Origin of the sequence: Bacillus sp. FSL L8-0167 (assembly GCF_038630295.1) — a bacterium.
GTDB lineage: Bacteria > Bacillota > Bacilli > Bacillales > Bacillaceae > Bacillus > Bacillus safensis.
In genome coordinates, this window is sequence record NZ_CP152027.1 from 141,411 (window position 1) to 164,251 (window position 22,841).

General features: G+C 42.0%; 39 protein-coding genes and 1 pseudogene. 38 read left to right on the forward strand and 2 right to left on the reverse strand.

What is annotated here, in order from left to right; all coding sequences use genetic code 11:
* Positions 1–25 precede the first annotated feature (25 nt).
* The 35 genes and pseudogenes from rpsS (at position 26) to MHB66_RS00925 (ending at position 18,995) form a co-directional block, all read left to right on the forward strand.
* A complete protein-coding gene (gene rpsS, locus MHB66_RS00755) occupies positions 26–304 on the forward strand; it encodes a 30S ribosomal protein S19 (protein ID WP_003216920.1) in 279 nt (92 codons plus the stop codon).
* Positions 305–321: 17 nt separating this feature from the next.
* Entirely contained in the window at positions 322–663 is a 342-nt protein-coding gene (gene rplV / locus MHB66_RS00760; RefSeq protein ID WP_007496316.1) for a 50S ribosomal protein L22, read from the forward strand.
* 3 nt (positions 664–666) lie between these two features.
* The gene (gene rpsC, locus MHB66_RS00765; protein ID WP_003217241.1) at positions 667–1,323 is read left to right on the forward strand and encodes a 30S ribosomal protein S3; all 657 of its coding nucleotides are present in this window, start codon (positions 667–669) and stop codon (positions 1,321–1,323) included.
* A gap of 1 nt (position 1,324) precedes the next feature.
* Positions 1,325–1,759 carry a 50S ribosomal protein L16 gene (gene rplP / locus MHB66_RS00770; RefSeq protein ID WP_003156478.1) on the forward strand — a complete coding sequence of 145 codons (435 nt, stop codon included), beginning with the start codon at positions 1,325–1,327 and terminating at the stop codon, positions 1,757–1,759.
* Entirely contained in the window at positions 1,749–1,949 is a 201-nt protein-coding gene (gene rpmC / locus MHB66_RS00775; protein WP_003217155.1) for a 50S ribosomal protein L29, read from the forward strand. Before rplP ends, rpmC begins: the two co-directional genes overlap by 11 nt.
* Before the next feature lie 25 nt (positions 1,950–1,974).
* Positions 1,975–2,238, forward strand: a complete 264-nt coding sequence (gene rpsQ / locus MHB66_RS00780; protein ID WP_003216906.1) for a 30S ribosomal protein S17 — start codon at positions 1,975–1,977, stop codon at positions 2,236–2,238.
* 39 nt (positions 2,239–2,277) lie between these two features.
* Positions 2,278–2,646, forward strand: coding sequence for a 50S ribosomal protein L14 (gene rplN / locus MHB66_RS00785; RefSeq protein WP_003216882.1), 369 nt, complete (start codon positions 2,278–2,280; stop codon positions 2,644–2,646).
* 35 nt (positions 2,647–2,681) lie between these two features.
* Complete coding sequence (gene rplX / locus MHB66_RS00790) at positions 2,682–2,993, forward strand: 50S ribosomal protein L24 (protein WP_008356538.1); 312 nt, start codon at positions 2,682–2,684, stop codon at positions 2,991–2,993.
* 25 nt (positions 2,994–3,018) lie between these two features.
* Positions 3,019–3,558 (forward strand): 50S ribosomal protein L5, encoded by a 540-nt coding sequence (rplE, locus tag MHB66_RS00795; RefSeq protein ID WP_003217159.1) that lies wholly within the window; start codon positions 3,019–3,021, stop codon positions 3,556–3,558.
* A gap of 22 nt (positions 3,559–3,580) precedes the next feature.
* Complete coding sequence (gene rpsN, locus MHB66_RS00800) at positions 3,581–3,766, forward strand: 30S ribosomal protein S14 (protein ID WP_008356542.1); 186 nt, start codon at positions 3,581–3,583, stop codon at positions 3,764–3,766.
* Positions 3,767–3,797: 31 nt separating this feature from the next.
* Positions 3,798–4,196, forward strand: coding sequence for a 30S ribosomal protein S8 (rpsH, locus tag MHB66_RS00805; RefSeq protein ID WP_007496327.1), 399 nt, complete (start codon positions 3,798–3,800; stop codon positions 4,194–4,196).
* A gap of 31 nt (positions 4,197–4,227) precedes the next feature.
* Complete coding sequence (gene rplF, locus MHB66_RS00810) at positions 4,228–4,764, forward strand: 50S ribosomal protein L6 (protein ID WP_024425602.1); 537 nt, start codon at positions 4,228–4,230, stop codon at positions 4,762–4,764.
* Positions 4,765–4,796: 32 nt separating this feature from the next.
* Positions 4,797–5,159: a 50S ribosomal protein L18 gene (rplR, locus tag MHB66_RS00815; RefSeq protein ID WP_008356544.1), complete on the forward strand. Its 363-nt coding sequence runs from the start codon at positions 4,797–4,799 to the stop codon at positions 5,157–5,159.
* Between the two features lie 24 nt (positions 5,160–5,183).
* Entirely contained in the window at positions 5,184–5,684 is a 501-nt protein-coding gene (gene rpsE / locus MHB66_RS00820) for a 30S ribosomal protein S5 (RefSeq protein WP_007496332.1), read from the forward strand.
* Positions 5,685–5,697: 13 nt separating this feature from the next.
* A complete protein-coding gene (gene rpmD / locus MHB66_RS00825) occupies positions 5,698–5,880 on the forward strand; it encodes a 50S ribosomal protein L30 (protein ID WP_003217067.1) in 183 nt (60 codons plus the stop codon).
* 30 nt (positions 5,881–5,910) lie between these two features.
* Positions 5,911–6,351, forward strand: coding sequence for a 50S ribosomal protein L15 (gene rplO, locus MHB66_RS00830; protein WP_003216888.1), 441 nt, complete (start codon positions 5,911–5,913; stop codon positions 6,349–6,351).
* 1 nt (position 6,352) lies between these two features.
* Complete coding sequence (gene secY, locus MHB66_RS00835) at positions 6,353–7,645, forward strand: preprotein translocase subunit SecY (RefSeq protein WP_007496334.1); 1,293 nt, start codon at positions 6,353–6,355, stop codon at positions 7,643–7,645.
* A gap of 55 nt (positions 7,646–7,700) precedes the next feature.
* Positions 7,701–8,354 carry an adenylate kinase gene (locus tag MHB66_RS00840; protein ID WP_034283883.1) on the forward strand — a complete coding sequence of 218 codons (654 nt, stop codon included), beginning with the start codon at positions 7,701–7,703 and terminating at the stop codon, positions 8,352–8,354.
* Positions 8,351–9,097 carry a type I methionyl aminopeptidase gene (map, locus tag MHB66_RS00845; RefSeq protein WP_003217210.1) on the forward strand — a complete coding sequence of 249 codons (747 nt, stop codon included), beginning with the start codon at positions 8,351–8,353 and terminating at the stop codon, positions 9,095–9,097. Before MHB66_RS00840 ends, map begins: the two co-directional genes overlap by 4 nt.
* A gap of 45 nt (positions 9,098–9,142) precedes the next feature.
* Positions 9,143–9,431, forward strand: a pseudogene (locus tag MHB66_RS00850) (RNA-binding protein).
* Positions 9,409–9,627 carry a translation initiation factor IF-1 gene (gene infA, locus MHB66_RS00855; protein WP_003217190.1) on the forward strand — a complete coding sequence of 73 codons (219 nt, stop codon included), beginning with the start codon at positions 9,409–9,411 and terminating at the stop codon, positions 9,625–9,627. Before MHB66_RS00850 ends, infA begins: the two are co-directional and overlap by 23 nt.
* A 31-nt stretch (positions 9,628–9,658) precedes the next feature.
* Positions 9,659–9,772, forward strand: coding sequence for a 50S ribosomal protein L36 (rpmJ, locus tag MHB66_RS00860; RefSeq protein WP_003156543.1), 114 nt, complete (start codon positions 9,659–9,661; stop codon positions 9,770–9,772).
* A gap of 21 nt (positions 9,773–9,793) precedes the next feature.
* The gene (rpsM, locus tag MHB66_RS00865; protein WP_003217023.1) at positions 9,794–10,159 is read left to right on the forward strand and encodes a 30S ribosomal protein S13; all 366 of its coding nucleotides are present in this window, start codon (positions 9,794–9,796) and stop codon (positions 10,157–10,159) included.
* Between the two features lie 20 nt (positions 10,160–10,179).
* Positions 10,180–10,575 carry a 30S ribosomal protein S11 gene (gene rpsK, locus MHB66_RS00870; RefSeq protein WP_003217231.1) on the forward strand — a complete coding sequence of 132 codons (396 nt, stop codon included), beginning with the start codon at positions 10,180–10,182 and terminating at the stop codon, positions 10,573–10,575.
* 175 nt (positions 10,576–10,750) lie between these two features.
* Entirely contained in the window at positions 10,751–11,695 is a 945-nt protein-coding gene (locus tag MHB66_RS00875; protein WP_003217009.1) for a DNA-directed RNA polymerase subunit alpha, read from the forward strand.
* Between the two features lie 75 nt (positions 11,696–11,770).
* Positions 11,771–12,133, forward strand: coding sequence for a 50S ribosomal protein L17 (gene rplQ / locus MHB66_RS00880; RefSeq protein ID WP_003216944.1), 363 nt, complete (start codon positions 11,771–11,773; stop codon positions 12,131–12,133).
* A gap of 125 nt (positions 12,134–12,258) precedes the next feature.
* Positions 12,259–13,101, forward strand: coding sequence for an energy-coupling factor ABC transporter ATP-binding protein (locus tag MHB66_RS00885; protein ID WP_046314383.1), 843 nt, complete (start codon positions 12,259–12,261; stop codon positions 13,099–13,101).
* The gene (locus MHB66_RS00890; protein WP_046314386.1) at positions 13,077–13,946 is read left to right on the forward strand and encodes an energy-coupling factor ABC transporter ATP-binding protein; all 870 of its coding nucleotides are present in this window, start codon (positions 13,077–13,079) and stop codon (positions 13,944–13,946) included. Before MHB66_RS00885 ends, MHB66_RS00890 begins: the two co-directional genes overlap by 25 nt.
* On the forward strand, positions 13,943–14,740 hold the full coding sequence (locus MHB66_RS00895; RefSeq protein WP_034283880.1) for an energy-coupling factor transporter transmembrane protein EcfT: 798 nt from the start codon (positions 13,943–13,945) through the stop codon (positions 14,738–14,740). The genes MHB66_RS00890 and MHB66_RS00895 overlap by 4 nt, the downstream gene beginning before the upstream one ends.
* A gap of 11 nt (positions 14,741–14,751) precedes the next feature.
* Positions 14,752–15,495: a tRNA pseudouridine(38-40) synthase TruA gene (truA, locus tag MHB66_RS00900; RefSeq protein ID WP_034283879.1), complete on the forward strand. Its 744-nt coding sequence runs from the start codon at positions 14,752–14,754 to the stop codon at positions 15,493–15,495.
* Positions 15,496–15,660: 165 nt separating this feature from the next.
* A complete protein-coding gene (gene rplM / locus MHB66_RS00905; protein WP_003217042.1) occupies positions 15,661–16,098 on the forward strand; it encodes a 50S ribosomal protein L13 in 438 nt (145 codons plus the stop codon).
* A 20-nt stretch (positions 16,099–16,118) separates the two neighbouring features.
* Entirely contained in the window at positions 16,119–16,511 is a 393-nt protein-coding gene (rpsI, locus tag MHB66_RS00910; RefSeq protein ID WP_034283876.1) for a 30S ribosomal protein S9, read from the forward strand.
* Between the two features lie 175 nt (positions 16,512–16,686).
* On the forward strand, positions 16,687–17,211 hold the full coding sequence (locus tag MHB66_RS00915) for a GNAT family protein (protein WP_041115151.1): 525 nt from the start codon (positions 16,687–16,689) through the stop codon (positions 17,209–17,211).
* Between the two features lie 122 nt (positions 17,212–17,333).
* Positions 17,334–17,807: a GNAT family N-acetyltransferase gene (locus MHB66_RS00920; RefSeq protein ID WP_041115149.1), complete on the forward strand. Its 474-nt coding sequence runs from the start codon at positions 17,334–17,336 to the stop codon at positions 17,805–17,807.
* Positions 17,808–17,915: 108 nt separating this feature from the next.
* A complete protein-coding gene (locus MHB66_RS00925; RefSeq protein WP_235362393.1) occupies positions 17,916–18,995 on the forward strand; it encodes a serine hydrolase in 1,080 nt (359 codons plus the stop codon).
* A 36-nt stretch (positions 18,996–19,031) separates the two neighbouring features.
* Here MHB66_RS00925 and MHB66_RS00930 read toward each other — a convergent pair whose 3' ends face one another.
* Positions 19,032–19,601, reverse strand: a complete 570-nt coding sequence (locus MHB66_RS00930; RefSeq protein ID WP_046314389.1) for a DUF4825 domain-containing protein — start codon at positions 19,599–19,601, stop codon at positions 19,032–19,034.
* 153 nt (positions 19,602–19,754) lie between these two features.
* Between MHB66_RS00930 and MHB66_RS00935 the strand changes: the two genes are divergently transcribed.
* The 3 genes from MHB66_RS00935 to MHB66_RS00945 all read left to right on the forward strand — a co-directional run bounded on the left by MHB66_RS00935 (position 19,755) and on the right by MHB66_RS00945 (position 22,132).
* Positions 19,755–20,198, forward strand: a complete 444-nt coding sequence (locus MHB66_RS00935) for a DUF2521 family protein (RefSeq protein WP_044333888.1) — start codon at positions 19,755–19,757, stop codon at positions 20,196–20,198.
* Between the two features lie 58 nt (positions 20,199–20,256).
* Positions 20,257–20,970, forward strand: coding sequence for an N-acetylmuramoyl-L-alanine amidase CwlD (gene cwlD, locus MHB66_RS00940; protein WP_034283867.1), 714 nt, complete (start codon positions 20,257–20,259; stop codon positions 20,968–20,970).
* Between the two features lie 103 nt (positions 20,971–21,073).
* On the forward strand, positions 21,074–22,132 hold the full coding sequence (locus MHB66_RS00945; protein WP_024425873.1) for an Mrp/NBP35 family ATP-binding protein: 1,059 nt from the start codon (positions 21,074–21,076) through the stop codon (positions 22,130–22,132).
* Positions 22,133–22,173: 41 nt separating this feature from the next.
* Here MHB66_RS00945 and gerD read toward each other — a convergent pair whose 3' ends face one another.
* Positions 22,174–22,758, reverse strand: coding sequence for a spore germination lipoprotein GerD (gene gerD / locus MHB66_RS00950; protein ID WP_024425617.1), 585 nt, complete (start codon positions 22,756–22,758; stop codon positions 22,174–22,176).
* Positions 22,759–22,841: the final 83 nt, after the last annotated feature.

The window sequence follows — 22,841 nt, forward strand, 5'->3', positions numbered from 1 at the left end:
TTCAATCACGAAGGGAGGTTCCACAATGGCTCGCAGCTTAAAAAAAGGACCATTTGTTGATGATCATTTGATGGCTAAAGTCGAGAAATTGAATGAAACTGACAAAAAGCAAGTCGTAAAAACTTGGTCTCGTCGTTCTACAATTTTCCCACAATTCATCGGTCACACAATCGCTGTCTATGATGGACGCAAACATGTACCTGTTTTCATTTCTGAAGATATGGTAGGTCACAAATTGGGCGAATTCGCACCAAGCCGTACTTACAAAGGTCATGCTAGTGACGATAAAAAAACAAGACGCTAATGAGAGGAGGCTTTTAAATGCAAGCTAAAGCTGTCGCAAGAACAGTCCGTATTGCTCCTCGTAAAGCACGTCTAGTAATGGACCTGATCCGAGGTAAGCAAGTAGGAGAAGCAGTTTCTATCTTAAACCTTACACCTAAGGCTGCTTCACCAATTATTGAAAAAGTATTAAAATCTGCTATCGCAAACGCTGAGCACAACTACGAGTTGGACGCTAACAGCCTAGTGATTACTCAAGCATTCGTTGACGAAGGTCCAACACTTAAGAGATTCCGTCCACGTGCTATGGGTCGTGCGAGCGCAATTAACAAACGTACTAGCCACATTACAATCGTTGTATCAGAAAAGAAGGAGGGATAATCCGTGGGTCAAAAGGTAAATCCAGTAGGTCTTCGTATTGGCGTCATTCGTGATTGGGAATCTAAATGGTTCGCAGGAAAAGATTACGCTGACTTCTTACATGAAGACTTGAAAATCCGTGAATTCATCAGCAAGCGTTTGTCTGACGCGTCTGTTTCTAAAGTTGAAATCGAACGTGCTGCAAACCGCGTAAATATCACAATCCACACGGCTAAACCAGGTATGGTAATTGGTAAAGGCGGATCTGAAGTTGAAGCACTTCGTAAAGCTCTTAACAGCCTAACTGGCAAACGTGTACACATCAACATTCTTGAAATCAAGAGAGCAGATCTTGATGCTCAGCTAGTTGCTGAAAACATCGCTCGTCAACTTGAAAACCGTATTTCATTCCGTCGTGCACAAAAACAAACAATCCAACGCACAATGCGTGCTGGAGCACAAGGAATCAAAACAATGGTTTCTGGTCGTCTTGGCGGTGCAGATATTGCTCGTTCTGAATATTACAGTGAAGGTACTGTTCCATTGCACACACTTCGTGCTGACATCGACTATGCTACTGCTGAAGCTGACACTACTTATGGTAAGCTTGGCGTAAAAGTATGGATCTATCGTGGAGAAGTCCTTCCAACTAAGAAGAATACTGCGGAAGGAGGAAAATAATATGTTATTGCCAAAACGCGTGAAGTATCGCAGAGAACATCGTGGAAAAATGCGTGGTCGTGCAAAAGGCGGTACTGAAGTACATTTCGGTGAGTACGGTATCCAGGCTCTTGAAGCTTCTTGGATCACAAACCGTCAAATCGAAGCTGCTCGTATTGCTATGACTCGTTACATGAAACGTGGCGGTAAAGTTTGGATTAAAATTTTCCCTTCTAAGCCATACACAGCTAAACCTCTAGAGGTCCGCATGGGTTCCGGTAAAGGTGCTCCAGAAGGATGGGTAGCTGTAGTAAAACCGGGCAAAGTTTTATTTGAAATTTCTGGTGTGTCTGAAGAAGTTGCTCGTGAAGCTCTTCGTCTTGCATCTCACAAATTGCCAATTAAAACGAAGTTCGTAAAACGTGAAGAAATTGGTGGTGAATCAAATGAAAGCTAATGAAATTCGTGACCTTACCACTGCTGAAATTGAACAAAAAGTAAAGTCTCTTAAAGAAGAACTTTTCAATCTTCGTTTCCAATTAGCGACTGGGCAGCTTGAAAATACTGCTCGCATTCGTGAAGTGCGTAAATCAATCGCACGCATGAAAACTGTGATTCGTCAAAGAGAAATCGCTGCTAATAAATAATAATTAGAGGGGAGGCCCCGCAAACATGAGCGAACGTAACCAACGTAAAGTGTATCAAGGTCGTGTTGTTTCTGACAAAATGGATAAAACCATCACTGTTGTAGTTGAAACATACAAAAAGCATTCACTTTATGGCAAACGTGTAAGATACTCTAAGAAGTTCAAAGCACATGATGAAAACAACCAAGCAAAAATCGGAGACATCGTAAAGGTCATGGAAACTCGTCCTTTATCTGCGACTAAACGCTTTCGTCTAGTTGAAGTTGTCGAAGAAGCCGTTATTATCTAATAAAGTTCGGATTTCTTTTTCCGAAAGGAGGTAACATTAATGATTCAACAGGAGACTCGTTTAAAAGTAGCTGACAACTCTGGCGCACGCGAAGTACTAACGATTAAAGTTCTTGGTGGCTCTGGACGTAAAACGGCTAACATCGGTGATGTCATTGTTTGTACGGTTAAACAAGCAACACCTGGAGGCGTTGTCAAAAAAGGTGAAGTTGTGAAAGCAGTTATCGTTCGTACTAAGAGCGGAGCTCGCAGAAACGATGGATCTTACATCAGTTTCGACGAAAATGCATGTGTCATCATTCGTGACGACAAGAGCCCACGTGGAACTCGTATCTTCGGACCAGTAGCACGTGAACTTCGTGAAAACAACTATATGAAAATTGTTTCTCTAGCACCAGAAGTACTTTAATGAATACAATCCGCGACTCAAGGAGGTGCGATTAAATGCATGTTAAAAAGGGCGATAAAGTAGTGGTTATCTCTGGTAAAGATAAAGGTAAACAAGGTGTCATCCTTGCTGCTTTCCCTAAAAAGGAACGTGTTTTAGTAGAAGGTATTAACCTTGTGAAAAAACACTCTAAACCAACCCAAGCTAACCCTCAAGGCGGAATTTCTGAACAAGAAGCGCCGATCCACGTATCAAACGTAATGCCGCTTGATCCTAAAACGGGTGAAGTGACACGTGTTGGGTATAAAGTTGAGGACGGAAAGAAAGTCCGTGTAGCGAAAAAATCTGGGCAAGTTCTAGATAAATAGTAAATAAGGAAGGGAGGTCTTTCTCATGAACCGCCTTAAAGAAAAGTATGTAAAAGAAATTACACCTGCATTAGTTTCTAAGTTTGAATACAAATCAGTAATGCAAGTGCCAAAAATCGAAAAAATCGTGATCAACATGGGTGTTGGTGACGCTGTTCAAAACGCTAAAGCAATCGATACTGCTGTTGAAGAATTAACGTTTATCGCTGGTCAAAAACCTGTCGTTACTCGTGCGAAGAAGTCTATTGCTGGATTCCGTCTACGTGAAGGAATGCCAATCGGTGCGAAAGTAACACTTCGCGGAGAGCGCATGTATGATTTCCTTGATAAACTTATTTCTGTGTCTTTACCACGTGTACGTGACTTCCGCGGGATTTCTAAGAAATCTTTCGACGGTCGTGGAAACTACACGCTTGGTATTAAAGAACAGTTAATCTTCCCAGAAATTGATTACGATAAAGTAACAAAGGTCCGCGGTATGGATATCGTTATCGTTACTACTGCCAATACGGACGAAGAAGCACGTGAGTTATTAACTCAAGTAGGTATGCCGTTCCAGAAATAATCAATGAAAGGGAGGCGAAATCGTGGCTAAAAAGTCTATGATTGCGAAACAACAACGCAAACAAAAGTTTAAAGTTCAAGAGTATACGCGCTGCGAACGATGTGGTCGTCCACATTCAGTTATTCGTAAGTTTAAACTTTGCCGTATTTGTTTCCGCGAACTTGCATATAAAGGACAAATTCCTGGCGTTAAAAAAGCCAGCTGGTAATCCCCATAAATGGGAAGGAGGTTATTAAATAATGGTTATGACAGATCCGATTGCAGATTTGCTGACTCGTATTCGCAATGCGAACATGGTACGTCATGAGAAGCTAGAAGTACCGGCTTCAAAAATCAAAAGAGAAATTGCTGAAATCTTAAAGCGTGAAGGTTTTATCCGTGACGTTGAGTACGTCGAAGACAGCAAACAAGGAATTATCCGTTTGTTCCTTAAATACGGCCAAAACAACGAACGTGTTATCACTGGTCTTAAAAGAATCAGTAAACCTGGTTTACGCGTATATGCGAAATCAAATGAAGTACCACGTGTACTTAACGGACTTGGAATCGCAATTATTTCTACATCACAAGGTGTTTTATCGGACAAAGAAGCCCGTGCTAAACAAGCTGGTGGAGAAGTACTTGCTTACGTATGGTAAAAAAAGTTTAAGATGAATGGAGGTGCTTGGTATGTCTCGTATAGGTAAAAAACTAATCGAGATCCCTTCAGGAGTTACTGTGACAAACAACGATAACACAGTGACAGTAAAGGGACCAAAAGGTGAACTAACTCGTGCATTTCACCCTGATATGGAAATTAAAATTGAGGACAACGTCTTAACTGTAAGCCGTCCGTCTGAAAATAAAGAACACCGTGCATTACATGGTACAACACGCAGCTTGATTGCAAACATGGTTGAAGGTGTATCTAAAGGTTTCGAAAGAGGTTTAGAACTTATCGGTGTCGGTTACCGTGCAGCTAAATCTGGAAACAAACTTGTTCTTAACGTTGGATACTCTCATCCAGTTGAAATCGTTCCTGAGGCTGGAGTTGAAATCGAAGTTCCATCTCAAACGAAAGTAATCATTAAAGGTATCGATAAAGAGCGTGTAGGAGCTCTAGCTTCTAACATCCGCGCTGTCCGTGCTCCAGAGCCTTACAAAGGTAAAGGAATTCGTTACGAAGGTGAATTCGTTCGCCGTAAAGAAGGAAAAACTGGTAAGTAAGATCGCTTAATGTGAAGAAAGGAGTGACTCGGATGATTACGAAAACTAGCAAAAACGCTACTCGTCTTAAAAGACATGCTCGTGTTCGTGCGAAACTTTCAGGTACTGCTGAAAGACCTCGCCTTAACGTTTTCCGTTCTAACAAGAATATCTACGCTCAAGTAATTGATGATGTTAACGGTGTAACACTTGTAAGTGCTTCTACTCTTGATAAAGAGTTAAAGATCGAGAATAGTTCTGACACTGCAGCTGCTACGAAAGTTGGCGAACTTGTTGCAAAACGTGCTGTTGAAAAAGGAATCTCTAACGTGGTATTTGACCGCGGAGGATACCTATATCATGGACGTGTAAAAGCTCTAGCTGAAGCTGCTCGTGAGGCTGGACTTAAATTTTAATAAAAGAAGGAGGGACACATCCGAATGAGTCGTATTGACCCAAGCAAATTAGAGTTAGAAGAACGCTTAGTTACGGTTAACCGCGTAGCGAAAGTTGTTAAAGGTGGACGTCGTTTCCGTTTTGCAGCTTTAGTTGTTGTCGGTGACAAAAACGGTCATGTAGGTTTCGGTACTGGTAAAGCACAAGAAGTACCAGAAGCGATCCGCAAAGCTGTTGAAGATGCGAAAAAGAATTTAATTGAAGTACCAATGGTTGGAACTACAATTCCACATGAAATCATCGGTCGATTCGGTGCAGGAAACGTTCTATTGAAGCCTGCTTCAGAAGGTACAGGAGTTATCGCTGGAGGCCCAGTTCGTGCGGTACTTGAGCTTGCTGGTCTAGCTGATATCCTTTCTAAATCTCTAGGTTCTAATACACCGATCAACATGATCCGCGCAACACTTCAAGGTTTAAGTGAGCTTAAACGTGCTGAAGATGTAGCGAAGCTTCGTGGAAAATCTGTAGAAGACCTGTTAGGATAAGGAGGGAACAATAATGGCAAATAAATTAGAAATTACCCTCAAACGCAGTGTAATCGGTCGCCCTGAAGATCAGCGTGTCACTGTTCGTACTCTTGGTCTTAAGAAAACAAACCAAACAGTCGTACATGAAGACAATGCAGCGATCCGCGGCATGATTAACAAGGTGTCTCATTTAGTTTCTGTTAAAGAACAATAAAACATTTTTAATCGATAAGGAGGTGCCCAAATGAAACTTCATGAATTGAAGCCTTCAGAAGGTTCACGTAAAGTACGCAACCGTGTTGGTCGTGGTATTGGATCAGGTAACGGTAAAACTTCTGGTAAAGGTCATAAAGGTCAAAACGCTCGTTCTGGCGGCGGTGTACGCCCTGGTTTCGAAGGTGGTCAGATGCCTTTATTCCAACGCCTTCCAAAACGTGGTTTTACAAACATCAACCGTAAAGATTACGCGGTAATCAACTTAGACAGATTAAACAGTTTTGACGAAGGAACGGAAGTAACTCCTGAACTTCTTCTAGAGACTGGTGCAATAAGCAAGTTAAAAGCAGGAGTAAAAATTCTTGGCAACGGTAAATTAGAAAAAAAATTAACTGTAAAAGCCAATAAATTCTCTGCTTCTGCGAAAGAAGCGATTGAAGCTGCTGGCGGTACAGCCGAGGTGATCTAACTTGTTTAAGACAATCTCCAATTTTATGCGCGTGAAAGATATACGGAATAAGATTATATTCACACTTTTAATGTTAGTCGTCTTTCGTATAGGTGCTTTCATCCCTGTGCCTAATGTGAACGCCGAAGTTCTCCAGGCACAGGATCAAATGAGTGTTTTCGGAATCCTCAACACGTTTGGGGGCGGGGCACTTTTCCAATTCTCCATTCTTGCAATGGGGATTATGCCGTATATCACTGCTTCGATCATCATTCAGCTCTTGCAGATGGATGTTGTTCCGAAGTTTACTGAGTGGTCAAAGCAAGGAGAGGTTGGCCGCCGAAAATTAGCACAATTCACAAGGTATTTTACAATTGTTCTAGGATTTATCCAGGCGCTAGGAATGTCATATGGATTTAACAATATGGCAGGAGGCATGCTGATTGAAAACCCTGGTGTTTCAACGTATCTCTTAATTGCGGTCGTACTCACTGCGGGAACAGCATTTTTAATGTGGCTGGGTGAGCAGATTACTGCTCACGGTGTTGGTAACGGTATTTCGATTATTATCTTTGCCGGTATCATCGCTGGTATCCCTCAAACATTAAAACAAGTGTACGCTCAACAATTTGTAGGTGGAGATGGACAGCTGTTCATGCAAATCCTTAAAATTGCCCTTATTGTCATTGCCATTCTTGTCATTGTTATCGGTGTTATTTACATTCAAATGGCAGTGAGAAAGATTGCAATTCAATATTCAAAGGGAACTGGCCGTGCACAAATGTCTGCTAGTCAAGCAACGCACCTTCCATTAAAAGTGAATCCAGCAGGGGTGATTCCAGTCATCTTTGCCGTTTCTTTCATTATTACTCCGCAGACGATCGCATCGTTCTTCGGAACCAATAATGTGACAACTTGGATAACCAACAACTTTGACTATACTAAGCCAATCGGTATGACGATTTATGTAGCACTGATTGTTGCTTTCACATATTTTTATGCCTTTGTCCAAGTCAATCCTGAACAAATGGCTGAAAATCTGCAAAAGCAGGGTGGCTATATCCCGGGAGTTCGTCCAGGGAAAATGACTCAAGATAGAATTACGAGCATTTTGTACCGACTCACGTTTGTGGGCGCCATTTTCTTAGCCGTGATTTCAATACTTCCTATCTTTTTCATTCAATTCGCTGGATTACCTTCCGCTGCACAAATTGGCGGCACAAGTCTTCTCATTGTTGTAGGTGTTGCACTTGAAACAATGAAACAGCTTGAAAGCCAATTAGTGAAACGAAATTACCGTGGATTTATGAAATAAAACAGAGGGCTGGGCAGCTGCCCAACCTCTCTAAGTAAGGAAGGGGAAATCCGAAATGAACTTAGTCTTAATGGGGCTTCCGGGTGCTGGTAAAGGCACTCAGGCAGAACGAATTGTTGATGATTATGGGATCCCTCATATCTCAACAGGAGATATGTTCCGCGCTGCTATGAAAGAGGAGACACAACTTGGGCTCGAAGCAAAATCCTTTATCGATAAAGGAGAGCTTGTTCCTGATGAGGTCACAATCGGTATTGTTAGAGAAAGACTTGGCAAAAATGATTGTGAACAAGGTTTTCTTCTGGACGGATTTCCGCGAACAGTCGCTCAGGCTGAAGCTTTAGAAGAAATTCTAAAGGACCTTGGCAGAACGATTGATTATGTCATTAATATTAAAGTCGATAAAGATGCTTTGATGGAGCGTCTGACTGGCCGAAGAATTTGCAAAAATTGCGGAGCAACATATCATTTAGTATTCAATCCACCTGCGAAAGAAAATGTTTGCGACAAGTGTGGAGGCGAGCTTTATCAACGTGCAGATGATAATGCAGAAACCGTTTCGACTAGACTTGAAGTAAACTTAAAGCAGACTGAACCTTTACTGAACTTCTATTCAGAAAAAGGATATCTTGTAAACATTGATGGTGCGAAGCACATTAACGATGTGTATGCAGATATCAAGGACCTGCTTGGAGGATTAAATAAATGATTATCTGTAAAACTCCTCGCGAGCTTGAGATTATGAGAGAAGCTGGACGTATTGTCGCACTGACTCATGAAGAGCTGAAGAAACATATAAAACCAGGTATTTCGACAAAAGAATTGGATCAAATTGCCGAACGTTTTATTACAAAGCAGGGTGCAATCCCATCTTTTAAAGGGTATAATGGTTTTCGCGGGAGCATTTGCGTTTCGGTGAATGAAGAACTCGTTCACGGTATTCCTGGTAAACGGGTTTTACGTGATGGTGACATCATTAGTATCGATATTGGCGCAAAGTTAAATGGCTATCATGGTGACTCTGCTTGGACTTATCCAGTTGGGGTAATCAGTGATGAAGACCGCAAACTACTGGAAGTCACAGAGGAATCTCTATATAAAGGCTTACAGGAAGCAAAGCCAGGCGAACGTCTGTCGAACATTTCCCATGCCATACAAACGTATGTTGAAAATGAAAATTTTTCAGTTGTTAGAGAATATGTTGGACATGGGGTCGGACAGGATCTTCATGAGGACCCTCAAATTCCTCATTATGGTCCGCCCAACAAAGGCCCGCGGCTAAAACCTGGGATGGTGTTGGCCATCGAACCGATGGTGAACGCAGGCAGCCGATATGTGAAAACATTGGCTGATAACTGGACGGTTGTAACGGTTGATGGGAAAAAGTGTGCTCACTTTGAGCATACGATTGCGATTACAGATACAGGTTTTGATATACTGACTAAGATTTAGGTCTTCACTGAAGCCTTTCAGGCCCAAATCGGGCAGGTTGTCTGTATAGTCCAAAGAAAGAACAAGATCAGTATACAGGTGTCATCGGCATGTTCGTTGGCTGCCATGTACTAATCGCAGACGGAGAAAAGCGTAAATTTCATTCTCCTAAGAAAAAATATCAATCATATAACCTTTTATGATTGCGTATCTCCGGAAGTTCAGAACAGTATATTCAAAACAGGTCGGGTGATAGATGGACAATTGAGAGATTCTCATTTGGACATTTGTCAGAGAGCAAGTTACTGATTTGAAGAAGGGAGAACACTTGAATGGCGAAAGACGATGTAATTGAAGTGGAAGGTACTGTAGCAGAAACTTTGCCAAACGCAATGTTCAAAGTTGAACTAGAGAATGGTCATACAGTTTTGGCTCATGTATCAGGAAAAATCCGTATGCACTTCATTCGCATTTTACCTGGAGACAAAGTTACGGTAGAATTATCTCCATATGACTTAACTCGTGGTAGAATTACGTACCGTTACAAATAAAGCAACTCCGGAAGAAGGAGGTTGGAAACACATGAAAGTGAGACCATCTGTTAAACCTATCTGTGAAAAATGTAAAGTGATTCGCAGAAAAGGAAAAGTAATGGTGATCTGTGAAAACCCAAAACATAAACAAAAACAAGGCTAATAACAAGGAGGTGCCCAAATCATGGCTCGTATTGCTGGTGTAGATATTCCACGTGATAAGCGTGTTGTCATTTCTTTAACATATGTTTTTGGAATTGGTCGTACGACTGCGCAACAAGTCCTTAAAGAAGCAGGTGTTTCTGAAGACACTCGCGTTCGCGATCTAACTGAAGACGAACTTGGTAAAATCCGTGATATCATTGACAAACTTAAAGTAGAAGGTGACCTTCGTCGTGAAGTTTCACTTAACATTAAGCGTCTAATTGAAATCGGAAGCTACCGCGGAATCCGTCATCGTAGAGGACTTCCTGTTCGTGGACAAAACACAAAAAACAACGCGCGTACTCGTAAAGGTCCGCGTCGTACTGTAGCTAACAAGAAAAAATAAGTAAAGGAGGTAGTTAAAGAATGGCTGCTGCTCGTAAACAAAATACGCGTAAACGTCGCGTGAAAAAGAATATTGAAGCTGGAATCGCTCATATCCGTTCCACTTTCAACAACACGATTGTAACGATTACTGATGTTCATGGAAACGCAATTTCTTGGTCAAGTGCTGGTGCATTAGGATTCAGAGGTTCTCGTAAATCTACTCCTTTCGCTGCACAAATGGCTGCTGAAACTGCTGCTAAAGGTTCTATCGAACACGGTCTTAAAACACTTGAAGTAACTGTTAAAGGTCCTGGTTCTGGTCGTGAAGCTGCAATTCGTGCACTTCAAGCTGCAGGTCTTGAAGTTACTGCAATTAGAGACGTAACTCCAGTTCCTCATAACGGATGCCGTCCACCAAAACGTCGCCGCGTGTAATTTGTTTGTATAGATTTTGTGTCCCTGTCAATAATGGGTTATGATACAGTTATTTATGAGACGAATACACGACTCGTTGCCTGAGCACATACGGGACTAAACAATGAGGAATTTCGGATGGAATCTCATATGATTCTATTCGAGGTTTCGACGTTTTGAAGGAGGGTTTTATTAGATGATCGAAATTGAAAAACCAAAAATCGAAACGGTTGAAATCAGCGACGATGCCAAGTATGGCAAGTTTGTCGTAGAGCCACTTGAGCGTGGATATGGTACCACTTTAGGGAACTCCCTTCGTCGTATCCTTTTATCCTCACTTCCTGGTGCAGCTGTAACATCGATCCAGATAGATGGTGTCTTACACGAATTCTCAACGATCGAAGGCGTGGTTGAAGATGTTACAACGATTATCTTAAACATTAAAAAGCTTGCACTCAAAATCTACTCTGAAGAAGAGAAGACGCTTGAAATTGATGTACAAGATGAAGGTACTGTAACAGCTGCTGATATTACACACGACAGCGATATTGAAATCTTAAATCCAGATCTTCACATCGCAACTCTTGGCAAGAATGCGAGCTTCCGTGTTCGCTTAACTGCACAAAGAGGTCGCGGGTATAATCCTGCTGATGCAAACAAAAGAGACGATCAGCCAATCGGTGTGATTCCGATCGACTCAATCTATACACCTGTATCTCGTGTGACTTATCAAGTGGAGAACACCCGTGTTGGGCAAATCACAAACTATGATAAATTAACACTAGATGTATGGACTGATGGAAGCACAGGACCGAAAGAAGCGATCGCTCTAGGTTCTAAGATTTTAACTGAACACTTGAATATTTTCGTTGGGTTAACTGACGAAGCTCAGCATGCTGAAATCATGGTTGAGAAAGAAGAAGACCAAAAAGAAAAAGTGCTTGAAATGACAATTGAAGAGCTTGATCTTTCTGTTCGTTCTTACAACTGTTTGAAGCGTGCGGGTATTAACACTGTTCAAGAGCTTGCTAACAAGACAGAAGAGGATATGATGAAAGTTCGTAACCTTGGACGTAAATCTCTTGAAGAAGTGAAAGCGAAACTAGAAGAACTTGGACTGGGTCTTCGTAAAGACGATTGACTAGTTTCATTGTGAACTAGGATTTTCGTGTGTTTTTTATTCATACAGCATCTCTAATTAAGGAGGGGACATCACATGGCATACAGAAAGCTAGGACGCACTAGTGCACAACGTAAAGCAATGCTTCGTGACCTAACGACTGATTTGATCATCAACGAACGCATCGAAACAACTGAAACACGTGCGAAAGAACTTCGCTCTGTAGTTGAAAAAATGATCACTCTTGGCAAACGCGGAGATCTTCATGCTCGCCGTCAAGCTGCAGCTTACATTCGTAATGAAGTAGCTAACGCTGAAACAAACCAAGATGCACTTCAAAAATTATTCGCTGACGTTGCAACTCGCTACGAAGATCGCCAAGGTGGATACACTCGTATCATGAAGCTTGGACCTCGTCGCGGCGATGGCGCACCAATGGCTGTCATTGAATTAGTTTAATCACATATCGTGTATCTAAGAAAGGGCGGGACAGTTCATAACTGGATCTATGCCCTTTTTTAGGTACTACGGCTTTTTTAGGAATAAGCAAAGAAGAGGTTGAGCTGAGAGGAGGTCCGGTAGAGATGGGGAAGACATTAATTGACGTAAAGGACATTGTATTTCGTTATCACAAGGATGCGGACAAGCCCGCTTTAGATCAAGTGTCACTGCATGTGAATCAAAATGAATGGCTCGCCATTGTTGGTCATAACGGTTCAGGTAAATCCACACTTGCCCGTGTGCTGAATGGGCTCATTTTACCGGATGCTGGTACGGTCAAGGTTGGAGAGATTGAGCTCAAAGAAGAAAGTGTTTGGGATATTCGCCAAAAGGTTGGAATGGTCTTTCAAAACCCAGATAACCAATTTGTGGGCTCAACAGTTCGTGATGATGTGGCTTTTGGTTTAGAAAATAACGGGGTTGAGCGGGAATTGATGATAGAACGTGTAGATTGGGCTGTCAAACAGGTCAATATGCAGGAGTTTCTTGATCAAGAGCCGCACCATCTATCAGGCGGGCAGAAGCAGAGAGTCGCTATTGCAGGTGTGCTTGCCGCAAGCCCTGACATCATGATCTTGGATGAAGCAACATCAATGCTTGATCCGATTGGCCGTGAAGAAGTGTTAGAGACTGTTAGACTACTGAAGGAACAAGGAACGGTCACAGTCATTTCCATCACACATGATTTAGACGAGGCTGCCAAGGCAGACCGCGTCATTGTGATGAATGGCGGGAAGAAATTTGCCGAGGGAACGCCAGAGGAAGTATTTGAACTAGATGAACAGCTGGTTCAGATTGGACTTGATCTGCCATTTTCCTATCGATTGAGCAAGCAATTGAAGCAGCAAGGTGTGCCGCTTGCAAATGCCCATTTGACACAAGAAGGATTGGTGAAAGAGCTATGGACATTACGATCAAAGAATTAGAGCATCGTTATCAAATGAAAACGCCGTTTGAGCGTCTCGCTTTGTATGATGTCAATGCTTCCATCAAAGAGGGCAGCTATGTCGCTGTCATTGGTCATACGGGCTCTGGTAAGTCTACATTGCTGCAGCATTTAAATGGATTGCTCAAACCAACGAAGGGGAGCATTGCGCTTGGAAAGACAGTTTTACAAGCCAATAAAAAGCAGAAGGATATGAAACCTCTCCGGAAAAAGGTAGGCATCGTGTTTCAGTTTCCTGAGCATCAGCTCTTTGAGGAAACCATCCTCAAGGATATCTGCTTTGGCCCGATGAACTTCGGCGTTCCTCAAGAGAAGGCAGAAGCGAAGGCGAAGGAGATGCTGAAACTGGTTGGTCTTCCTGAGTCCCTATTATCTCGATCTCCCTTTGAACTAAGCGGCGGTCAAATGAGACGTGTGGCGATTGCAGGCGTTTTAGCGATGGAGCCAGAAGTGCTTGTGCTTGATGAGCCGACTGCTGGGCTGGATCCACGCGGGCGGAAGGAAATCATGGACATGTTCTATGACCTTCATCAAAAGGCAAACCTCACCACGATTCTGGTTACACACAGTATGGAAGATGCCGCTCATTATGCGGATCAAATGATTGTGATGCATAAAGGGACAGTGAAGGCGACAGGCACGCCGAGAGAGTTGTTTGCCAATCGTACAGACATGTCTTCGTTTGGTCTCGACCTCCCAGAAACGATTAAATTCCAGCAGACTGTAGAAGAAAAGCTTGGTATTACGTTTCCAAGGCCGCTTCTGACCATGGATGAAATGGCAGAAGCCTTAACAGCTCTTTATCAGGAGGACACGACATCATGATGGATAGTATGATTATCGGCAAATATGTGCCAGGTTCATCCTTTGTCCATCGTCTTGATCCAAGGACAAAGCTGTTATCAATTTTCTTTTTTGTCTTTATTGTTTTTTTTGCTAATAATTACATCACTTACGGGCTTTTAGGTGTCTTTACCATCCTTGTGGTGATGGTTTCTCAGGTGCCGCTATACTTTATTCTCAAGGGAATGAAGCCGATCCTATGGATTGTCCTGTTTACCTTTATTCTGCATATTTTCATGACAAAGGATGGCGCCTTGCTATTCCACTTTGGTTTTCTGAATATTTATGAAGAAGGTTTAAAGCAAGGAATATTCATTTCACTCCGTTTTGTCTATCTCATCATGATGACGACACTTCTTACGTTAACCACAACGCCTATAGAAGTGACAGACGGGATGGAGAAGCTTCTGCACCCATTCCGTAAAATCAAACTGCCTGTTCATGAGCTTGCTCTCATGATGTCCATCTCTCTTCGGTTTATTCCGACGTTATTAGAAGAGACGGATAAAATCATGAAGGCACAAATGGCACGAGGTGTTGATTTTACAAGCGGGCCTTTAAAGGATCGCATGAAAGCCATCGTTCCTTTGCTTGTTCCGCTTTTCGTCAGTGCGTTTAAGCGTGCAGAAGAACTGGCGACCGCGATGGAAGCGAGAGGCTACCGCGGGGGAGAAGGACGGACGAAGTACCGTCAGCTTGTCTGGGGCATGAAGGACACGTTCACGCTGCTTTTATTCATCTTGTTAACAGCACTCCTTGTGCTGCTTAGAAATTAGGTGATTCCTAGATGAAGGTCAAATGTACCGTATCCTACGATGGGACACATTTTAAAGGCTATCAGGTGCAGCCAGGGCAGCGAACCGTTCAGACGGAGATAGAGTCAGCCCTTGCAAGAATGCACAAACAGGATGAACTGATTCCGATTGTGGCTTCCGGCCGGACGGACAGCGGTGTCCATGCAAAGGGACAGGTCATCCATTTTGACACCCCGCTCTCGATCCCGATGGAGAGATGGCCTTTTGCCCTTAACAGCCTGCTGCCGGATGATATCCGTGTTCTAAAGGCTGAGGAGGTCGATGACTCGTTTCATGCCAGATTTGGTGTAGTTTCCAAGGAGTACCGTTATAAGGTCTCAACGGAAACGCACCAAAATGTGTTCACGAGACAGTATGCCTGCCACTATCCTTACCGGCTGGATATCGATAAAATGAGAGAAGCCGCTGAGCACCTGATTGGGACGCATGACTTTACAAGCTTCTGTGCGGCCAATACAGAGGTTCAGGACAAGGTGAGGGTTATTTATGCCCTTGAGTGGAAAAACGTCTCAGACGGGCTTGAAATGCGTGTGAGAGGGAATGGCTTTTTATACAACATGGTGCGGATTATCGCTGGAACGTTGCTTGAAATCGGTTCTGGTAAATTTCACCCTGAGGAGATAAAAGCTATGCTTGCCGCCCGAAATCGCGAAGCGGCAGGCAAGACTGCGCCTAGTCACGGACTGTATTTATGGGAAGTTTTCTATGACAACTAAACCAGGTGTAACATGTTCTTGACACAGGAAGCAGAAAGTTATAAGATATCATATGGTATGTATTTCAACCCCACAAATAAGCCCCGGAAGACTTATCTGTGTTTTGAAATAGAACGTAGCATTTGATTCAAGGAAAATTCATTGATTTATTTAGGAGGGAAACTCATGCGTACAACACCAATGGCGAACGCAAGCACAATTGAGCGCAAATGGCTAGTTGTTGATGCGGCAGGCAAGACTCTAGGTCGTCTTTCTACTGAAGTAGCATCACTTTTGCGCGGTAAGCACAAACCAACTTATACACCACACGTTGATACAGGTGATCACGTCATCATCATCAATGCTGAGAAAATTGAATTAACAGGTAAGAAATTGACGGACAAAATTTACTACCGTCACACGATGCACCCAGGCGGTTTGAAACAAAGAACTGCTCTTGAGATGCGTACAAACTACCCTGAGAAAATGTTGGAGCTTGCTATCAAAGGTATGCTTCCAAAGGGTCCACTAGGTCGTCAAATGTTCAAAAAATTAAATGTGTACCGTGGTTCTGAGCATCCACATCAAGCACAACAACCTGAAGTTTACGAACTTCGCGGTTAATTATAAGGGAGGTTAACAATTTGGCACAGGTTCAATATTACGGTACAGGTCGTCGTAAAAGTTCTGTAGCGCGCGTTCGCTTAGTTCCAGGTGAAGGCCGTATCGTCGTTAATAATCGTGAAATTACTGAATACATTCCATTCGCTGCTTTAATCGAAGACGTGAAACAGCCTTTGAACATCACAGAAACAGCTAACAGCTACGATGTTCTTGTAAATGTTCACGGTGGTGGATTCTCTGGTCAAGCTGGAGCAATTCGTCACGGTATCTCTCGTGCTCTTCTAGAAGTAGATCCTGAGTACCGTACACCACTTAAACGTGCTGGACTTCTTACTCGTGACCCTCGTATGAAAGAGCGTAAGAAATACGGTCTTAAAGGCGCACGTAGAGCTCCTCAGTTCTCAAAACGTTAATCAATTTTATATTGTATGGACGTTTTACAAAGGTTTGTTACAGACAAACCTTATAAAAAAAGCATCAGCATCCTGCTGGTGCTTTTTTATTTGTGTTTTTTTCTGTTTGGAAACATATAAAATAGGATCATAGCAAGGTTTCTATTTAAAAAACGAAGTCTATGGAGGGTGTCATATGAATCTAACAACAGAAAGGTGTATCATTCGATCATTTGCTGAGGATGATTGGCAGGATGTCTATGCATATACATCTAATGAGACGGTGATGAAGTATATTCCGGAAGATGTATTTTCTAAAGAAGATGCGAAGGAATTTGTCAAAAATAATTGTCATGAAGATGCTAAGTATGTTGCTGTCCTTTTAAAAGAAGATCATACATGTATCGGGCATATCGTGTTTCATCCTTACTTTGGTGAGCACACATATGAAATTGGCTGGGTTTTCAATCCTGCCTATCAAAACAAGGGCTATGCATCAGAAGCGGCTTATGCCGTTCTGCATCATGGTTTTCACACAATGAATTTACATCGAATCATTGCGACTTGTCAGCCTGAAAATGTGCCATCGTGGAGAGTGATGGAGAAATTGGAGATGAGGAGAGAGGGGTATTTTAAAAAATGTATACCACAAGGAAATGAGTGGTGGGATGAGTTTTACTATGCCATCTTACAAGAGGAATGGTTCGTGAAGAGGGCTTGATCAGTTTTCATGGTATGAAATACTTTGATGAAAAAGCAGCTGATCAAATCTTATATGAACACTCTTAACTGGTATTTTGGTAAGTGAAAACAATCTTCCATCCATCATAGGAGGTGCTTTCATTGAATTTAAATCAATTGACATTGAGAGAAGCCGTGCAAGAAGACCTCGACAAAATCGTCTTCATGCTTTCAGATGATAAGTTAGGTCAAAAGAGAGAGCGTTACACTCGCCCATTATTAGAAAGTTATATCAAAGCCTTTCGTTCAATCGATGCTGATCCAAATATTGAACTCATTGTTGCGTGTGACCAGGAAGAAGCAGTTGGTGTTCTTCAGTTAACCATGACGCCATTTCTTACACATCAAGGGGGATGGAGAGCATCCATCGAAGGAGTTCGTACGGCTTCGAGTCATAGAGGAAAAGGAGTCGGTTCGCTGCTTATAAAGTGGGCCATTCAACGCGCAAGCGACCGCGGCTGTCATATAATTCAACTGACAACAGATAAACAGAGGCCAGAAGCACGCCATTTTTATGAGAAATTAGGATTTGAAGCCACTCATGAAGGAATGAAGCTGCATTTGCCTCATGAATAAGGATATCAAGAAGCGGAGGATTCACGTACCTCTGCCTTTTTTGTGCCTTTATTAGGAATATTTGCTATATTTAATATATAAATCCTCTGTTATTTGGAAAGGAGAAACATGTTACTCAAAATCGGTCTAGTTGTCATAGGTGTGGTCATACTTTACGAGGTGGTTCAAGTCTTGCTGTATAAAAGAGATATGAAGAAAACGAAGGAAGATCTTTTGACATTTGTCGCAAAAAACAAAAAGGATGTTTCAGTGACAATCATTGAAAATGATGATGTGGTGTTAGAATGGAATGCTGATCAAAAAACACCACTTGCAAGTACGGTGAAATTAGTAGTTTTATTTCATTTTGTTAAAGCTGTATCGAGCGGCGCCATCAAGCTAGAGGAAAAAGTGGCATTGTCTGATATAGAGCGGTTTTATATTGATAGAACAGACGGTGGTGCGCACGCGTACTGGCTGGAGGTCAATGATTTTTCTGAGCATGCGGCTTTATTAGATGTTGCCAAAGGGATGATGCAATTCAGTTCGAATGCTTGTACGGATTATTTGATTGACCGGCTGGGCTTAGAAAAGATCAATGATCAGATGAAACAAGCAGGTCTTACAGAACATGATGAACTCATGCCGCTGACGCCAATGATTTTGTGGTCCGCTTATGTATCTGATCGTCGGCGGGATGCATTCAAGAAAATGAGCGGTGTATCCGAAGAACAATACAAATCTCTAATGAATGAGATTTTTAATATCATGAAAAATGACCCAGAGTATAAAAAGGCGTTAGAAGAAAAAATGAAAAAAAAGAACTTATTAGGCTGGCGTATACAATCATTACTGACGCAAAAGCTGACAAAGTCTACAACCAATCAATATGCACAATTTATGAAACGTCTCCAGGATGAGCTGTTAACAATAGAAGAAAAGAGTCTTTTTAGCCAAATCGTACTGGGAGAAACATTGAAAAAGGAAACAGATCAATATCTTTGGTATAAAGGCGGAGCAACATTGTTCGTTTTCACAGGTGCTTTATATCGAAGAACAGATACATCTTCTATATCCATTTCTCTTTTTATCAATGATCTGAAAGCGAACAATTCTCACTGGATTGGGGGAGTATTCAACGAATTTATGCTTACTGCAGCAGTGGATCAAAACTTTCGACAACGATTGATACAGGCTTTCACTACATAAACATCAAAAAACAGAGGGAAACACCCCTCTGTTTTATTATTTCTGCATTGGAAACGTTTTGTATACATCTTGGCGTTTCTCTTTTGACTTCACAACTCCATCAACCAGTTCCTTTTGCCAAAGTGTTGTATCGTCTTTGTACTTTTTAAAAGGGTGAGGGAGTTTTTTTTCTATCTGTTTTCTTTTAAACGTGACGGACGGCTCGTCTTTCGAGCTCATGTTAAGTGTCACTTGCTCTACGTTATCGACAAGAATAAAAAGTGCGATGGCGTTGTATAAATACGTTTTTTCGATCGTATCCTTTTGATCAAACCAGAAGGCGTCAAACTGTTCTTCTGTATAGCCTGCATTTTCTTTTACTCCATACGTGACGTCTAATGCTTTCCCATCGATGATTTCAAATTCACGTATTACGCCTCCAGGAAGATCTGATAAGATTTCACGAATGGCTGAATTGTCACCGAGATACGTGTTTTTGTGTGTTGAAAGTTGTTTTAAGGATATGTCTTCTATTCCTTTTATACCGCTCTTTTTCTCTGCGGCTTGACTGCTGCATGCAGATAAGACGACAGTTAATAGCAGCAGGATATACATCCATTTCTTCATTGATTTTGCCCCTTTATTGTTTCTTTCTATATGTAAATATCTATTTTATCACAATTTTCCATTCCGATCGTTCACTGACCGTCATTTCCATTTACTGAACTGCATGTTTTGTTCAAACCAACGAACAATACAAAGAAAAAAGGAGTTCAGTCCATGGCAGAAGTGCTTTCATTTTATCAACTAAAAACAAAACGAGATGTCACGCTTGAAAAGAAGCTTTTGCGTACATTGTCTCTTCAACAAGTAACGGCCGCTTCTGAGAAATTCACAAAGAAGCTGTTTCCATTTGCAGATGATCCAGCCGGTATAATGAGTGATGGCTGCATCGATTTCGCCATTGAAGCTTTCTTAGCTGGCGGGAGATACGGTGAGTCGAGTAAATACGGCGAATCATTCGACGATATCAAAAAGCGGTCCTCCCAGGAGGAAGCTGAGCTGATTGAAGAGCTCGCAGGGTGCTTGCAATCGTGGGGGAATATGTTCCGTATGGAGCGGAAGATGTCATGTTTATATCCATTTGCGAAGGATTTTTTAAGCATGTGGTGGCAGGAAGGCTTTCGTGAATCAGAAAAAAGACACAAGCTTCGGCTGCACTAAGCATATTTCCAGTCCTTGTCCCATATCTATAAAATAATGGTGTATGGGAGGGACAGGGATGAAAAGAAAGCTGAAGTGGACAGGGTTTTTAATTGGGTTTATTGTCCTCTTATTCTTATTCAGGTTTCAATTTCTAAATGATGATTCATGGAAATCGTGGAATTTGCCTCTAAGCGGGAAGATCATCTATTTAGATCCGGGTCACGGCGGTCCAGATGGAGGGGCTGTAGGAGGAGAACTGCTTGAGAAAGAGATTGCACTGGATGTATCCATGAAGATACGTGACTATTTGCAGGAGCAGGGAGCGCTTGTTCTCATGACCCGAGAGGATGATTCTGATTTATCATCAAAGAATACAAGGGGATATGCCAGAAAGAAAGCGGAGGATTTAAGGAACCGCGTCAAAGTCATCAATGAATCTGAAGCGGATCTCTATTTAAGCATTCATTTAAATGCGATACCATCAAACAAATGGAGCGGGGCTCAGACGTTTTTTTATGGAAAGTATGAAGAGAATGAAAAGGCAGCGAAGTTTATTCAAGATGAATTACGCAGAAATCTTGAAAACACGGATCGAAAGGCGAAGCGGATTAATGGCATTTATTTAATGCAAAATGTCACAAAGCCAGGAGCTCTTGTGGAAATTGGATTTCTCTCCAACCCGAAAGAGGCTGGCCAGCTGGCAACACCTAAATATCAGGATCAAATTGCTGCCTCTATTTATAAAGGGATTTTAAGATATTTAACAGAGCAAAAAGAGCCTCCTGAATAAGGGGCTTTTTCCTTTTGATCGCAGGCAAACAGGACAGACATTGTAAGGATATGTATGATATACTTGGATTGTAAACGAATTCAATAAAGGGTGAGGTTCTGCTATGATCGGACAAGATGATGTGAGAAAACTAGTTGGGAAGATGGACGAACCTTTCCTTCATATACCGCTTGGTGAGCTGGATGCCATCAAGGAAATCAGCCTAAAGCCTGAGAAAGAGCATGTGAGCCTAAAGGTGGCCATTGCTAAAACAGGCACTGCTGAGCAGATGAAGCTGCAGCAAGACATCGTACAAGCCTTGAAAGCAGCAGGTGCTAACACAGTAGGACTTCGTTTTGAGGAACTGCCTCAGGAAACACTTGAAAAGTTTATGCCATCACAAGATGAGGAAGAAACTCTGCTTAACTCTAAAAATCCGCCTGAGTTCTTAGCGATTGCGAGTGGAAAGGGCGGCGTTGGTAAATCGACTGTTTCTGTTAACCTTGCTGTAGCGCTGGCTCGTCTAGGGAAAAAAGTCGGGCTGATTGATGCTGATATTTATGGCTTTAGTGTACCGGATATGATGGGAATCACTGTCAGACCAACAGTTAAAGGGGAAAAAATTATTCCTGTGGAGCGCTTTGGTGTCAAAGTGATTTCAATGGGCTTTTTTGTTGAAGAAAATGCACCGGTTATTTGGAGAGGACCGATGCTTGGAAAAATGTTAAATAACTTCTTCCATGAAGTTGAGTGGGGAGAATTAGATTACTTACTATTAGACCTTCCGCCTGGAACGGGAGATGTGGCGCTTGATATTCATACAATGCTGCCTAGCTGTAAAGAAATCATTGTCACTACACCGCATCCGACAGCTGCCTTCGTTGCAGCAAGAGCAGGCGCAATGGCACTGCAAACAGATCATGAGGTGCTCGGGGTCGTTGAGAATATGAGCTATTATGAAAGCAAAAAAACAGGTGAAAAGGAATACGTCTTTGGAAAAGGCGGCGGGGACAAGCTGGCTGAAGAGCTGCGTGTATCAGTCCTTGGCCAAATTCCTTTAAGACAGCCTGATTGGAATGAGGATGATTTTGCGCCTTCTGTCTATGATGCAAGTCATCCGACAGGAGAAGTGTATCAACACATTGCGAATAAAGTCATTGAACAATTAGCAGTGAAAGCATAATGAAAGCCCGAGTGGATGAATGCCACTCGGGTGATGTTTAACTAATCGCTTCCTTCGCTATCTTTCGAGCCGGAATCACTGCCGCTCTCGGATGCTGCCTTTTTGAGCTCATCTTCGAATTTCTTCTTATAAAGAGGGCTGCTTAATGTTTCCGTAATGACTTTTTCTAAGTGTTTTCTAAACTCTTTGCTTTTTACCAATTCACCGTATTTCTTTTCCATCTCAGGATCCTTGAGAATATCCATCATCAGCTGTTGATAGTCAGGATCCTTCATTAGCTGTTTTAACATTCTTTCATGCTGTTGCTGCATGGATTTTGCGAAAGTCTCGGCAAATTTAGAATCCTCAAAGACCTTCTTCCAGAACTCTTTGCCTTTATCAGAAGTCAGTGTTTTCTCTATCGTTTTTTTCACAGTTTGTTCATCCATTACCAAAGCTTCATTCATTGCCTCGTCATTTAATAACTGTTGAATGGCCTTTTTACCGTCATCTGTCTTTAATATATCGACGACCATTTTTTTTGTTTCGTCATAGTCCATATTAGATGAGGATTGGGTTTTGGGAGCACAAGCTGTTAGAGATAAAAGAAGAAAACAGCTCATTATACGCAAGATGCCTTTTGACATACTGTGGCTCCTTTCGTTACATGTCTTACTTTTAATATGAATGTTTCACGTAAATTTATACATAACAAAAATAGGGGTTGGAT